The sequence below is a fragment of the Spirosoma koreense genome, from assembly GCF_054777875.1.
In genome coordinates, this window is sequence record NZ_BAAHAC010000022.1 from 174,736 (window position 1) to 189,568 (window position 14,833).

Here is a 14,833-nt window from a genome sequence, read left to right on the forward strand (position 1 = left end):
GTCATATCTCAAACCAGTAGAAAAACAGCAAGCCTATAAGACCTTAATGGTTATTTATGAGACTTAATAATAAACCGACCCGTTCGAGCAAAATCGGCCACTGGCTGCTGGCCTTACTAGCTGTTGTGGCAACAGGCTGGGGAATGAGCAGCTGTGAGCAATCGGATGTCGACCGGACATTCGAAGGACCGTACTTCGTTCGATTTACGGACTCGACGCTGAACTACAAGGAAAGTTATAGTAAAACCATTCCAATCAAGGTTCATAATGTCGGGCCTATCCTCAATCAGCCGATTACGATTAACTATACAGTAAGTGGGACAGCACGTGAAGGCAAAGATTATTCGGTTGGCGATACGAAAGGAACGGTTACGATCCCGGCCAACCAGAGTTCGGGGGCCATTAACCTGAAACTCATCAACAATGCTAACAACATTCTGGAGTCGCAGACGATTATTTTCACCCTAACCAGTGTGCAGCCCAGTTCCCTGCAGGTCGGTTTCGGAAAAGATAATATCGTTGGGAAGCAACTGAAATTTACGATTCAGGACGATTGCCTGTTTGGTGGTCTTTATACAGGAAGCGCACTGGTACGGGGACGTACCTACACGGTGCCTGATGTTGAAGTCACCAGCACCGACTGCAAAACGTATACCCTGAACAACTGGAACATTGGTCTGACAGAATTTCCGGTTATAGGCAACAGTTCGCTGTTCTCGTTTGTGGCTCAGAAGCCTACCCTGACGTTTACTGATAACGGCGACAATTCACTGACCATACCGAAGCAGACCAATGATAATCTTGGTAGTACTGGTTCGTTGCAGGGAAATGGGGCCTGGAATCCTCGGAATCGCCAGCTTACCCTGAATCTTCAGGCTACGGTTCAGATCGGAACCCTCAAGGATACGACCGTGGTCTACCGCGATACGACGCTTCTTTTTACCCAGACCTACATTCCACAATAAAGCTGCTATCCTATGCGATACGCTATACGATTATTACTTGTGCCGGCATTGACCGCGTGGCTGCTAGGTGGCTGCTCCGAAAAGATCGATCCTAAGCCTGCTACGTATTCGCAACTGCTGACCGGTACCGATAAAAAAAGCTGGCGGACAGTAACATTTCAAATTATTGACGCAGGCACTGGCTCTGGTGTAATACCCATTACCCAGAGTGGGATAGACCCATGCATTACAGATGATCTGGTAACGTTCTACGCCAATGCCGAACATAAACTGGAGGCTAGCGAAGGCAGCACGAAGTGTAAGTCATCGGACCCCGATATCTACCTGACCGATACCTGGGCCCTGGTGAATGCAAACGCAACGCTTGACTTTTATCTGCCCGTTCTCAACGGCAAATACCCATGGACGATTAAGAACCTGACAGCAAACTCATTGACGATCCAGTACTATTTTCCGGATATTGACGCCAGCTACCAGTTTACGCTTAATTCAACGACTAAGTAAGTTAACAAACATGGTTCGCGGAATGTAAGTGTTTATCAACGGGTAGCTGATCGATAGGCTGTAAATCTATTCCTAAGGCTCTCTGGCTCTGCTCGGGCTAAGATGATAAACTAACCGCCCTCAACTAGTTAGATATATGGTTCGATCACTACTAAGCTTGTTTCTGGGGATACTTTTGATGTCAACGGTATACGCCCAGACAACAACGCCCGAATTTAAACGGTGTGGCACCATGGAGTTGGATAGCCAGCGCCGGGCCAGTCATCCGGAGCTTGGTTCGCTCAACGACTTTGAACGGGAACTGCAACTGAAAGTTCTTGATCTTAAAAAGAAAATGCAGGCTGGGCGGCTGGCCGCTACGGTGATCACGATTCCAATTATTGTGCATATTGTTCATAATGGCGAAGCCGTGGGGAATGCGCATAACATGAGCCTGGCACAGGTACAATCGCAGATTGCCACGCTGAACGAAGATTACCGTCGCCGGGTAGGCACTCGTGGTTATAATACAAACCCCGTCGGGGCTGACATAGAGATTGAATTCTGTCTGGCGGCTCTCGACCCACAGGGGCGAGCTATGGCCGAACCCGGTGTTGAGCGTATCAATGGAAACCGAGCCAGCTGGAGCCAGAGCGATATAGAAGGAGTGCTGAAGCCCGGTACAATCTGGGACCCCAACAAATACTACAACATTTGGGTACTCGATCTGCGCGAAGCAACGTCCGGTGGCGGAAGTATCGTTGCCTATGCTCAGTTTCCCAGCCAGTCCAACTTACCCGGTATTGGCACATCGTATGCCGCCAGTACCGATGGGGTGGTTTGTAACTTTTATGCTTTCGGCAATGCTGAGAAAGGAAACTTTGCCGGCTTGGTTGCCCCGTATAACCTGGGCCGGACGCTGTCGCACGAAACCGGTCACTGGCTCGGATTGCGCCACATTTGGGGAGATGCCAACTGTGGCGATGATTTCTGTGCCGATACGCCCCCGCAGGCATCTGAAAGCCGAGGATGCCCAACGGGCCGGGTGAGTTGCGGCAGTACGAACATGGTCCAGAATTATATGGACTATTCCGACGATGCTTGTATGAATATTTTCACGCTTGACCAGAAAGCGCGGATTCGGGCTGTTATGGACATTAGTCCGCGCCGGAATAGTCTGTTAAGCTCAAACGTCTGTGGAACTCTGGTTGTTGCGCGGCCACAGTCCGATTTCCGGTCCGAAACCCAACAGGTGTTGTTAGGAGGACAGGTTAAATTCAATGACCTCTCTCAGAACTTTCCAACCAGCTGGCAGTGGACGTTTGAAGGTGGTACGCCTGCGACCTCAAACGAGCAGAACCCAACGGTTACCTACACTCAACCCGGTAAATTCAAAGTAACACTGGTTACGTCAAATGCGGTTGGCGCATCCGATCCGGTCACCAAGACGGCCTACATTGAAGTGCTGAATCAGGGCCTTTGCAGCGATGTCACTAACTTCAATGGAACTCCAACCATAATCCGTGAGCCTGGCGGAACAGGGTATCTGGCTGGTCAGAATAGTAAACGCACCCAAGCCGTTTCGGAGTTTTTTGCCAATAAGCTGGGTTACCTGAATTTAGCGGGGGCATCTATTAAGTTTGGGATCGCTAAAGCCGCCAAAGGAACCGCTACTGAAGCGGTTGTAACATTTACCGTCTGGAACGGACGGGGTTTCCAGAGCGGACCCGGTGCTATTCTGGGTCAGAAAGACGTTCCGTTGCGTACTATTTTGGCCGATGTTGCCAATAATCGCGCCACAAACATCGTCTTCGATAAGACAGTGCCTTTGAGTGGTCTATCGTATCATATCGGTGTTACACTGCCTTACGCGACCGGCGATACAGTAGCCGTAGAAACGACGAAAAACGGAGAATCACTCCAGGCAACGGCCTGGCGGCAAAATAGACAGGGGGACTGGCTCCGCTACGCCGATAGTCTGGGGATCAACGTAGCACACAATATTGCTGGTCACGTTGGGCAGAAAGCATCTGTACAGGTGGCGTCGTCCGCTATTTTTGTAAATCCAGGAGAAACTGTAACGCTCAACGCTCGCGGAGCAGGTGTGCTGAACTGGGTAGGGCAGGGGCTAAACACCACTCTGGGCCCCCAAGTAATTGCGCAACCTACGCAGACGACTTCATATACGGTGTCTGGTTCGGGTACTGATCTGTGCACAGCTGATGCCGTAGTTCAGGTTTATGTCCGGACGGGAACGGTTACGGCCGTTACACCGCTGGCCGAACAGGCCCTGCAGATTTCACCGAACCCCAGTGATGGCCAGATGACCGTTACGTTTAGTGGTACACAGCGGGGTGCTTTGACACTGGGTGTGCGCAACGTCAATGGAGTGGAAGTGATGCAGCAGAAATATCAGAAAACGACAGATGTGTTCCAGCAATCGCTCGATATGAAGTCTTCACCCAGCGGAGTTTATTTTGTCGAGGTCCGGATTGGCGAACAGGTCTTCCGAAAACGGATTGTGAAGCAGTAGACTGGTGATAAGCCTGGGTGATATAGGTAGTAGACCCGCGTGTTTTACATAGATTCCGTTAGTTCTCCAAAAATGGAAGCTCGTCAATTAACAATTGACGAGCTTCCATTTTTAATATCAATATTTACCAATTCGATAGTAATCGAACTAGTTTGGTCAGATTTTTTGCCATTGTTATGCAGTCATCCACTTCTGATTTATAAGAAATAAATTTGGGCCGGTCTGACTACTGGAGAATTCAAATTTTCTATTGTATAAGTCAAATTACGGAAAAGAATATTTCCCAAAGCAATTGGCCTTAATTGTCTAATTTATTTACTACAATTTGAGTTCTGACCGCTTCGATCAAATCCTGAATACTAACTTCTATGGTATTACCATACTCAGTAAAGTATTCGTCCAAAATTTCAAATTTGTTATACCTCGATGGTACCATACCAGACAACCTCTGACTTGCTGCATACCTAACTTGTAAGTTATTTCCGACACGTTTTATCTTCAAAGCGCCTAAGTATTCATCCGCGAAGTCAAAAGGTAAATAATTGGTTTCGTTCTCATCAAGATTTTGTATTGAGACAATCCATTGTTCTAATAAATACTTTAATACCATTCTTACCTTATAATCAGTTCCGTTACCCGGTAAAATCCCATCGTCATCAATAAAGTTATATGTATCGGCTGGCCTGTTTATAGATAAGGAGGGAACGCAAACATGAAGATCTTTATGAGCAGGAAAATCTTCATTATCAATGTAGTTGATAGATAATATTGAGGCCTTTTGCATGTTTCTTTGTTTTTTGTTTTTCACTGCTCTCCAAAGTTGGAGAGCAGTGAAAAAATGTTACTTAACAATAAAGGGGTAAGCTGTGTTTAGGTTCGAAATCGTTCCGGGTTTGATTTTAATCAGTATAGTTGATGTTGTCTGATTATTCCCAATATTGTTTTTTCCGCCAACTTTGCCGATCTCTCTACCCATGTCCACTACGTAATTTATGAAACCGCTTCCAGATGGATCGGGGACACCTTGTATTCCTTGTACATTTATTTTCTCCCAAGCCTCATCGACAACGGACAGGACTTGTTTAGCATCGCCATAAAATACTCCATGATCAGGTTTAGTTAAATCATCTTTCATGTGATCAAATATGTGACTTAGTCTGTTCCCTTTATTTTCCATCGTGAAGACCAACCCACTCTTTGAAACCCAATTTCGGCCACCATCATATTTCAATATGTTACGACCCCATTTGCTAATTGTTGACAATTGACCTCCAATAGGAAGCATTGCACCAAAACTAAGCGCAGCGTCGGTTGCATTACCTTTAAGTATGTAAATTCCACCATTTATTGCATTAACAACGTCACCTGCTCCGGGGACCATTCCTGCTACATCAAAGATGAAATGTACAGTGTTACTTGACACATTTTTACAGGCAATCAACAAACACTTGTAGTCAGACCAACCTGGATTCTGTATTCTTAATACTGCCATTTCCCGGCTGACTTTGAAGACATAGCTCATGCCGGTCAAAATGGGTAACCCTGGATTATAGTCAAAGGGAGGTTGACTTAACTCAGAGTAGCCACTGATGTTAAGCTGGTTTCTGAAGAGTAGTACATCAATCGGAGCTTTCTGCTGAAAGTGATCAGTATAAACCATTACCGATTCCCCCAATTCCTGATTGACGGCTAAAAGTGCTTTCTCATCGTCCGAAAAAATCACATCCCAATAACGTGCTCGTTGGTAAAATTGGATTAACCGTAAATCGTACGAGGATTGATTGTAATTGGGAGGTGTCCCTCCGTCTAATCTTGGGGGTGTGTTACCACTTGGATTATAGGGATAGGGTGATACCGGATCTCCATCATCATCGTTACCACTTGGTGGCGTGTTTTCAAGATTACTGCAGGAAGATTCCTTATACATTCTTAGAACTCGATCATTACATATTTCGATTACTGTGCATCCAAGCTGATATCGCTCAATTGTGCATCCGTAGGTTACATCGAATGCTGGTCTGGCATTAGCATTTTCCGTTGTCGGATACAATCTACAGGTGGGTACTAATTGAGTGGCCTGTCCCGGATACTCCCAATAGAGTTGGGCTTGAGCGCCTGCGGTGTTATCATAAAAGAATAATTCTATTCTGCATCGCTGGCCTGCTGTCGAATAAATTGAGCCTTGTTGCCAGATAGGACCGTGTGAATTCCAGTCATCAATAATGAGCTGTCCGTTAATGAATAAACGAGTACCATCATCGTTATTGGTTTTAAAAGTATAGTTTCCACTGACTGGGGCCTCGATTTGCCCTGCCCAGAAAACATTGAAGTTGTCATCATTGATTGACCCAGGCATAGGAGAACCGCCCCAGGAAAAATTAATCATGGCATCTTTACGGACTGTTAGTGGCGCATTGGCAAAGATTGTTCCATTTGAGTAATATCCCGTCAAACCACTACCTATACCACAACCACTGGTTGGTGGATTTGGCGTTGTTCCTCCTGTACAGCCGATAGCTGTTCTGGGTGAACCCGGCATGTCATTATTCACTCCACACATGCGCACCGAAATGGTATGATTCTGCCCATTCTTCCAGGGAGCATCAGCAGGGAAAGCGTAGCTAAAACCATGATAACGGGCAGCTGGGTTATTGAAGTAATTGGCTACGTCTGGCCGGTCTACGTTGGCACTAATACCAGAGTAGGTTTTCACCCCATCGATGTAGATATCAATTGTCTGAGTTTGGCCCAGGTTATTCATATCCAAAGCCCAGCCCCGTATGCCATTACAATCGGCATCGTCCAGTGTACTTTGAGGATTGCTTACTGAACAGCTACCGGCTGGTGGATTACCGCCACAGCCTGGCGAAAAGGCTGTCTGCTGACTTGAACAGCCATTCAGGCTGGCGCTGATCGTAACGTTGGTGCCAGCAGGAATATTGACGACCTGGTTTCCCTGTACACTCCCTGCGCTGCTACTCACACTGGCGCCTGCCTGGGTACTAAAACTTACCGAGTAGGTACTGCTCCCATTGCAGGTAGGCGTACCTAAACTTAACCCCGGCGGTGTACAACCACCGCCACTGTTACCATCGACACACAGTCGATCTAGAATAAAAGTACCGCCTGCTCCCTGAATACGCAGGCTATTCGTACCCGCCTGTAAGTTGATCGGAATTGTTGTTTCCACGAATGGCCCTGTCCAGCTAGCGTTGCTACCAGCAGAAGCGGTTTGCAGATTGCCATTGACAACAATGCCGAATTGAGCTGTTTCACCGCTGCAATACCAGAGATGAAGTGGAATGACAAAGTCATTATTGACCAAGTAATTGAGAGCGCTATAGGTAGAAGTGTAAGTAACCTTCCTGGAATTGAATGAGGGCAAGCTTATGCTGCTTCAGAATTTGAGGCTTTAGAAGGTTACAGTCAGGCAACCGGTTGCAATCGAGTTAATTATAGAAAAAGTTCAAGAAATTTCTGTACTTGCAGGGAAAACCATATAAAGTGTTCCTTATCAGCTTGATTTCTGGTGTAATTACGCGCTGAAGCCTAGGTCAAGGGACTGAAATCATTTTTTAATTCAACCGATTGCAGCGTGCGTATTGCCTTCAGCAGTCGCACAACTATCCAGTCAATGCAACGAGACGTAACGATTTATGATATTGCCCGGCAACTACACCTCTCACCGGCCACGGTAAGCCGAGCGCTGAACGACCACCCGGCTATTAGCAGCAATACCAAACATATCATTGCCAACAAAGCCAGGGAAATGGGGTATCGCTCGAATACCTTTGCCAGCAATCTGCGTCGTCAGCGGACCAATACCATTGGGGTAATCGTTCCGCGGCTGGATAGTTCGTTTATGTCGACCGTGCTTTCGGGAATGGAAAAAGTAGCCAACGAGGCTAACTATAACCTGATCATCAGTCAGTCGCTCGAATCCGTTACGAAAGAAATAGCCAATGCAAAGACCATGTTCGATAGTCGGGTCGATGGCTTGCTGGTATCACTGGCTGCTGATACCGATGACCTCGATCATTTCAATACGTTTTTTCGCAGAGGCCTGCCCATTATTCTGTTCGACCGCGTCATGATGCAGAAGAACTGTACCAGCATCGTGATCGACAACGTAAAAGCAGGCTACGAGGCCACTGCGCATCTGATTGCGCAGGGGTGCCGGCGAATTATGCACGTAACGGGTAACATCAAGCGAAATGTATATCTCGATCGGATGAACGGGTATAAGCAGGCGCTGGCGGATCATCAGTTGGCAAACGACGAGGACCTGATTCGGGTGACAGACCTTACCCGCCAGGCCGGACTCGATGTAGCTTTTGAGATCAAGCAGATGGCTTCACCCCCCGATGGGCTGTTCGTATCCAGTGATTTCTGCGCCGTAAGCTGCATGGGAGCCTTGAAGGAAAGTGGCTTTGCGATCCCGAACGACATTGCCGTGGTTGGCTTCAACGACGACCCGGTTTCGCAGGTGATCGAGCCAAACCTGACAACCATTCACTACCCCGGTCAGGAAATGGGCGAAATCGCGGCACAAAGCCTGATCAACCACCTGAATGGACTCTTACTGCTGAATACGACCAACACCATTCTGCTGAATTATGAATTGATTGTCAGGCCGTCTTCATTAAAAAGCTAACAAGCTTTGCGGGGGCTGTTTCCGGTCTGACCAACCACGATACTCCTCAACCCTATCATCTCTGATTATGAAAACGATGCTGTATCTGTTGGCGCTGAACACCCTGACGGGCTGGTGGGCATTCGCCCAATCTCCGCAATCTCCGAATCCGGATTCGGCTCGAAAAGCGTTCATGGCGGCTCAGGCGGTTATTCAGAAGCAGTCGGCGGAAGACCATCGGCAAATGATGGACCAGCTGCACATTACCTCGCTACGACCTGGTCCTTCGGGCGATCCCAAAGCGCCCAATTTTGCCAACGTCGACGAAGCACAGGCAACGCCTTACACCAGCTTACCCGACCCACTGACGCTGAAGAACGGCCGGAAAGTGACTACCGCGAAACAATGGTGGAATCAGCGACGCCCTGAAATCGTGGAAGATTTTGACCGGGAGATTTACGGACGAATTCCTGAAAACGTACCCGGAGTAAGCTGGAAAGTGGTCAGTGAAACGAAGGAGATGAACGGTGATTTCGCAGTTATCACCAAAAACCTGATCGGGCATGTGGATAACTCCGCTTATCCGGCCATTAATGTGGATATCGAACTGACGCTGTCGACGCCTGCCAATGCGGCAGGCCCGGTGCCGGTTATGATGAGCTATGGATTTCGCTTTCCGGCCGGCTTCCGCATGCCGGCTCCGACGGCGCCCAACTCGGGTACGGCAACCATTGCGAAACCAGAGCCAACCTGGCAGCAGCAACTGCTGGCCAAGGGCTGGGGGTATGCAATTATATACCCGACCAGTTACCAGGCCGACAATGGGGCGGGCCTTACGAAAGGTATTATTGGACTGGTCAACAAAGGACAGCCTCGCAAAACCGACGACTGGGGAGCGTTGCGGGCGTGGGCCTGGGGGGCCAGCCGGGCTATGGATTACTTCGAAACCGACAAAGCCGTAAACGCGAAGAAAGTAGGTATCGAAGGGCTTTCGCGCTACGGAAAAGCGACTGTTGTTACCATGGCTTACGAACCTCGTCTGGCTATTGCCTTTGTCGGATCATCGGGCGAAGGGGGTGTTAAGATTCACCGCCGTAAATTCGGAGAGCAGGTCGAGAACGTGGCGTCGTCGGCTGAGTACCATTGGATGGCTGGTAATTTCATTAAATACGCCGGCCCCCTGACGCCCAACGATCTACCGGTCGATGCGCATGAGCTGGTGGCTTTGTGTGCGCCACGACCTGTTTTTATCAGCTCGGGTTCTCCGCAGGTCGAAGGCAACTGGGTCGATGCAAAAGGCATGTTTCTGGGGGGCGCTTACGCTGGTCCGGTATACCGGCTTCTGGGCAAGAAAGATCTGGGAACGATGGCGTTTCCGCCGATGGAAACTGCCCTGATTGAGGGCGACATTGCATTCCGCCAGCATAGCGGAGGGCACACGACTGGTCCTAACTGGCCTACCTTCCTGACTTTCGCCGACCGCTATTTTAAATAAACTTGACCTGGTTCGCTGTTAAATACTAGCCCCATGCTAATTCCGAATAAACAAGTGCTGGTTGTGTTCGGCTGCCTGATGACGACCATCGGCCTTAGTCAGAATGCTCCGATGAAGCCTAAGCCGCTGGTCACCAAGCTATATACGGCCGATCCGTCGGCTCATGTATTCAACGGCAAAATCTACATTTATCCCTCGCACGACATTGAAGCCAATGTGCCGGAAGACGACGAAGGTGGGCATTTTAACATGCGCGACTATCACGTTTTCTCGATGGATAATATCGGCGGAAAGGTCACGGACCACGGTGTCGCGCTCGACCTTAAAGATATTCCCTGGGCAGGTCGTCAGTTATGGGCACCGGATGTAGCTTACCGGAATGGGACGTATTACCTGTATTTCCCCGTCAAAGACAAAGAGGACGTTTTCCGGATTGGCGTAGCCACGAGCAAATCGCCAACGGGGCCTTTTAAAGCTGAACCCAGGCCGATTCCGGGCAGTTACAGCATCGATCCGGCCGTATTTGTCGATACGGATGGTACCGCTTACATGTACTTTGGCGGCATCTGGGGTGGTCAGTTACAGCGCTGGTCTACCGGTAAATACAACAAAAACCTGAAAACGGATCTTCAGAAAGATGCCGAACCGTCGCTAAGCGCTAAAGTCGTTCGGTTGAAGAAAGACATGCTCACCTTCGACGAACCCGTTCGGAATGCTCAGATTGTCGATAAAGCCGGTAAACCGCTGCTGGGCGGAGATCATGACCGCCGGTTTTTCGAAGGTGGCTGGATGCATAAATACAAAGGCAAGTACTATTTTTCCTATTCGACCGGCGACACGCATCTGCTGGCCTACGGCACCAGCAACTCGCCGTATGGACCCTTTACGTACCAGGGCGTAATTATGAAACCCGTTACGGGCTGGACTACCCACCACTCCATCATTGAATTCAAAGGCAAGTGGTACATCTTCTACCACGACGTCGAACTGTCGGGGAAAACGCACCTGCGAAACATCAAAGTGCGCGAGCTGAAACGAAACCCCGATGGCTCAATCGAAACGATAACGCCCTGAAAGCGCGTGGTCATAATGGCTTGAAGGTATACGTTATTTTCACGCCTTTCGAGCTATCGAGCCCCAGGTTCTGTATAATACCCAGCAGCACGCCCTGGCCGGGGTTGGTGGTAGTCGAGTATAAAAAATAACTAAGCGTAAGCGCTGAAGCCGACACACCACCCAGATTGTACACTTCTTTTGCTGAGCTGAGTGGGCTTAGCTCCAGTTGCGTTTCGTTGGTGATGAGTTGCCAGGTGCAGTTGATAGACTGATTGTCGTAATACGAGATGGCCGTTCCGTCTGCGTTGAATTGCAACTGATAACTGGATGCGTCCAGCGCATTGTTCGGATTGCCCCGGCTGTAGATAATCACTGATTTGTTATCGACCAGCGATTCAGCCGTATAGCTTTGGATTTGCCAGGTATTCACCATCAGTTGATGGGTAGCTGATGGCTGAGGATCATTTTTTTTACAACTGCTTAGCACAATGCTCAGCATTACCGTCAGGGATAGAATTGCCAGTCGCATGCTCAGGAACTATTGATGCGCAAATGTAGGCGGTTCGGCCATTCAAACAGAGCTTTTTACCGAAGCCGCATTCAGAACCGGGGCACGGCTTCGGCGAAAAACGTAATCCTTAAGGCAAAAATTTTCCAGAAAGTATCTTTCTACATTGGTCATTTCCCTGTAACGACCTGCGCCTGCTCAGCCAGCTCGATATCCCTGACGACGGCCGGGCGAAGTTTCTCCCAGTGAAACCGAAGCTTGTTGTTTTCTTCCCAGGTATGTCCTTTCTGCTCGGTCAGATGCACCAGAGGCATGTCGTTGTAGAGCGGGCGGGTGATGGCGACGACTTCGTCCCAATACCGAAGCGCAGCCTTCAGGTGCGTAATCGCCTGTTGTTTCTGAGCCTCCTGGCCGTTCGTGCGATAGGTTTGCAACGCAACGGCTGCTTTCAGTTTTTCAGCCAGATGCAGGCCCAGATTCGACCAGACTTTTACGTCTGCCACTTCGTATAACAACGACCGGTTGGCTGATGTGTTGATAGGATCTACGAGTTGCAGGGCTTTCCGGCAATCGGTTTCCAGCAGGTTGGCCAGTAAAGGAGGAGTGATTTTCGCGGCTTCGAACGTGCCGCCCGCCAGCGACGTTTTGACATAATCGCTGACAGATACGTAGTTGGGATCTAGCGTGGGCTGACTAATTTGCTGATCGACAGAAATATAGCCGACATTCTTGTTGGCATCGAAAGCCATCATCCCTTCGCTGTAGAGCGAAAAATCCCAGGTGAAGTCAAATGAAGCGGCCAAACGCAGAGCTGTAGCCGAAGCCAGTGAATACGCTTCCAGCAAATGACTGGCCGAAGGGCCGTAGCGCCGGACAAACTCCGCGTTGAAAACAGCATCAGGTGTGGCCGGATTGTACAGCAGTCGCCCCCAGAGTTTGTAAAATAACCACTGCCGTTCAAACGCATAGGTCCAATTGACTGCCCCTCCCGCTTTTGTAAAATAATCTTTTGCCGGAATGTACGTTTCTGAACCCAGAAAATAACCGCCGACGTAAGGCTGGTTGTTTGCCGCAATGTGCGCCCGGACAAAGTTGGGAACACCCCAGCGCAGGCAGAAGAAATCTTCGTTTCGGGCCGTCCAGGTAATTTTGTAAGCGGTTGATACAGGGTTGAAGTACGTATCGTACAGTTTTCCGCCATGCACTTTCACCAGGGTGGGCGTCGAGTGGGCGTGCGACCAGTTGTACTTCAAATCGGCCCAGATCGGGCCTTCAATAAACGGCAAAGCGGCTTCGCTCTCGATGGATTTACGGGTTAGTTTTTCCGTATCGATACTAGTAATACCTAGAGAACCCGTCGTGCTGGAGAACGGAATCCGGTGGACCAGCTTCGTTTTTCGACCGGCCTGACGCATGCCCTCAAGGATGGTAGCTTTCATCCAGTCTTCGCGTTTTTGTGGAGTCATGCCGCCCATAGCCTCGCCCAGGGTTAAGCCAAAACCCGTCAGTTCCGGGTATTCCTGCAGGACCTGCGTGACGCATTCGCGGGTGTATCGCCGGACAATCGCCGAGGTGTCGCCATCGATAAAATGGTGATGGGTCAGGTTGTTCAGTTTCGGATTGACATTGTACGCTTTCGAGAATTCGGGGCTGGTAAAAATGTTGAACGGAACCAGATACGTTTCGATCGCCCGCTCGTTGGCCATTCGGAAAATAGCCCGAAACAGCATCTGCCATTCGGCTAGTTGCTGGTCGTTGAAGGGTGTAGCCGCCGGGAAGTTGGTCGGCCGGATCATAAACGTGTATGGATGCAGGTTCCAGAGACTCAGCACGTTGAACCGGTTAGCGACCATCATGTCCAGAAACGCTTTCCAGTACAGGGTATCCCGGCAGGTGGCGTAGTGCAGATCGAGCGCGTCGCTGTGCCGGTAAGTATCCCACGGCAGATCGAACTTAAGGGCCCGGAAAGGCAGATGTGGGCGTTCGCTGCGGGTACTTATTTTCTGGAGCGAAAGGCCATTCTGCACGTCTTCGACGATGGATAAACTGCCGTAGATCAAGCCGCGTTCGTCGCCCCCGGTAATGATCAGCCGATTGCCTTGTTTTTCAATAGTATAGGCTTCACTTCCCAATTGCGGATCGGCCGGCGCCAGGCGGATCGCATAGTCCCAGGCACCAGCCCGTGCCAGCACGGTATAGGCTCGTGCTGCAAGCGCCTGGGTGAGCTTGGCCACGGCATAGCGGCTTTGCGCACTTGGGCTGGCCTGCTCGATAACGACGCGCTGGGCCGTTCCGGCAGAAACAAAGCCTATCCAGACGACCAGGAAAAACAGACGTTTCTGTATCATTGACTGACTAGTGCTGCTTCGATCGATAGTCTTTTGCATAGCGGGCCACGTCAATAAATGGAGCTACCCAGATATCGCCTTCGTGCTGCTTCAGGTAACGGATCAGCTTATTATGCTCGGGCAAAGCCGCATTAAGCGAATGGCCACCGCCTACGCCATGAAAGAGAAAGACAATCAGTGAGTTGGTTGCCTGCGCTTTCTTCACCAGATCGATCATTTCCTCGCCCGTTTGCCCGTTGATGGCGTACGAACCGATATTGGCGAAGTCGATTTCGGTGATCTTTTTCATTTCGCTCTTCGTGCCCCGAGCGGCTACAAAATCGGTTTCGACAAGTTTGTAATAATCCACATCCCCAATTTTCGTATCCCCGCAGGGGTAGGCAAACGTGCGGGTCGTCTGACCATCCAGGGTTTTGAGCAGAACGTTGGTCATCCGGATTTCGTCCGTCATGCGCTGGACGGTGTATTTGCTCAGATCGTTGGCCGGTTTGACCCACTCACGGCCGGGGGTGTTGCCCGTACACGGATGAAACAGGGTATGGTTGGATAACTCATGACCGCGGACCGCAGCCGCACGCCAGCGGGGAATGTTCTCGACGAAACCTGGAAAGTAACCGGATAAGTAAAAGGTCCCCTTCAGCCCCAGCGAATCCAGCACGGGAATGACATTGGTGAGATGAACCAGCAGGGCATCATCGTACGTAAGCGCCACGGCGCATTTCTTACCGTTCCAGACGGCTGCCGTATTCTGGGCAATCGTCAGCGTGTGCGCTAACAAAAGAGCGCTGAGTAAAATCGCTTTTTTCATACAA

The 14,833-nt window shown here is 49.7% G+C and carries 11 protein-coding genes; 6 read left to right on the plus strand and 5 right to left on the minus strand.

Translation table 11 applies throughout. The features are described from left to right. Window positions 1–56 precede the first annotated feature (56 nt). The 3 genes from ACYVC2_RS14335 (at window position 57) to ACYVC2_RS14345 (ending at window position 3,981) form a co-directional block, all read left to right on the plus strand. Complete coding sequence (locus ACYVC2_RS14335) at window positions 57–965, plus strand: hypothetical protein (protein WP_461103136.1); 909 nt, start codon at window positions 57–59, stop codon at window positions 963–965. A gap of 12 nt (window positions 966–977) precedes the next feature. After that, on the plus strand, window positions 978–1,469 hold the full coding sequence (locus ACYVC2_RS14340) for a hypothetical protein (protein ID WP_461103137.1): 492 nt from the start codon (window positions 978–980) through the stop codon (window positions 1,467–1,469). Between the two features lie 136 nt (window positions 1,470–1,605). Then, the gene (locus tag ACYVC2_RS14345; protein ID WP_461103138.1) at window positions 1,606–3,981 is read left to right on the plus strand and encodes a M43 family zinc metalloprotease; all 2,376 of its coding nucleotides are present in this window, start codon (window positions 1,606–1,608) and stop codon (window positions 3,979–3,981) included. Window positions 3,982–4,279: 298 nt separating this feature from the next. On the opposite strand, the gene ACYVC2_RS14350 is transcribed toward ACYVC2_RS14345, so the two are convergent. Beyond that, a complete protein-coding gene (locus tag ACYVC2_RS14350; RefSeq protein ID WP_461103139.1) occupies window positions 4,280–4,765 on the minus strand; it encodes a hypothetical protein in 486 nt (161 codons plus the stop codon). Between the two features lie 57 nt (window positions 4,766–4,822). Further along, the gene (locus tag ACYVC2_RS14355; protein ID WP_461103140.1) at window positions 4,823–7,306 is read right to left on the minus strand and encodes a PA14 domain-containing protein; all 2,484 of its coding nucleotides are present in this window, start codon (window positions 7,304–7,306) and stop codon (window positions 4,823–4,825) included. 309 nt (window positions 7,307–7,615) lie between these two features. On the opposite strand from ACYVC2_RS14355, the gene ACYVC2_RS14360 reads away from it, so the two are divergent. The 3 genes from ACYVC2_RS14360 to ACYVC2_RS14370 all read left to right on the plus strand — a co-directional run bounded on the left by ACYVC2_RS14360 (window position 7,616) and on the right by ACYVC2_RS14370 (window position 11,183). Continuing rightward, window positions 7,616–8,635 (plus strand): LacI family DNA-binding transcriptional regulator, encoded by a 1,020-nt coding sequence (locus ACYVC2_RS14360; RefSeq protein ID WP_461103141.1) that lies wholly within the window; start codon window positions 7,616–7,618, stop codon window positions 8,633–8,635. A 67-nt stretch (window positions 8,636–8,702) separates the two neighbouring features. Further along, window positions 8,703–10,109 carry a glucuronyl esterase domain-containing protein gene (locus ACYVC2_RS14365; protein WP_461103142.1) on the plus strand — a complete coding sequence of 469 codons (1,407 nt, stop codon included), beginning with the start codon at window positions 8,703–8,705 and terminating at the stop codon, window positions 10,107–10,109. 78 nt (window positions 10,110–10,187) lie between these two features. Next, entirely contained in the window at window positions 10,188–11,183 is a 996-nt protein-coding gene (locus ACYVC2_RS14370; protein ID WP_461107133.1) for a glycoside hydrolase family 43 protein, read from the plus strand. Between the two features lie 10 nt (window positions 11,184–11,193). On the opposite strand, the gene ACYVC2_RS14375 is transcribed toward ACYVC2_RS14370, so the two are convergent. The 3 genes from ACYVC2_RS14375 to ACYVC2_RS14385 all read right to left on the minus strand — a co-directional run bounded on the left by ACYVC2_RS14375 (window position 11,194) and on the right by ACYVC2_RS14385 (window position 14,829). Next, on the minus strand, window positions 11,194–11,694 hold the full coding sequence (locus ACYVC2_RS14375; RefSeq protein ID WP_461103143.1) for a hypothetical protein: 501 nt from the start codon (window positions 11,692–11,694) through the stop codon (window positions 11,194–11,196). Window positions 11,695–11,843: 149 nt separating this feature from the next. Next, window positions 11,844–14,021 carry a glycoside hydrolase family 20 zincin-like fold domain-containing protein gene (locus ACYVC2_RS14380; protein WP_461103144.1) on the minus strand — a complete coding sequence of 726 codons (2,178 nt, stop codon included), beginning with the start codon at window positions 14,019–14,021 and terminating at the stop codon, window positions 11,844–11,846. Between the two features lie 7 nt (window positions 14,022–14,028). Next, complete coding sequence (locus tag ACYVC2_RS14385) at window positions 14,029–14,829, minus strand: polysaccharide deacetylase family protein (protein WP_461103145.1); 801 nt, start codon at window positions 14,827–14,829, stop codon at window positions 14,029–14,031. Window positions 14,830–14,833 lie beyond the last annotated feature (4 nt).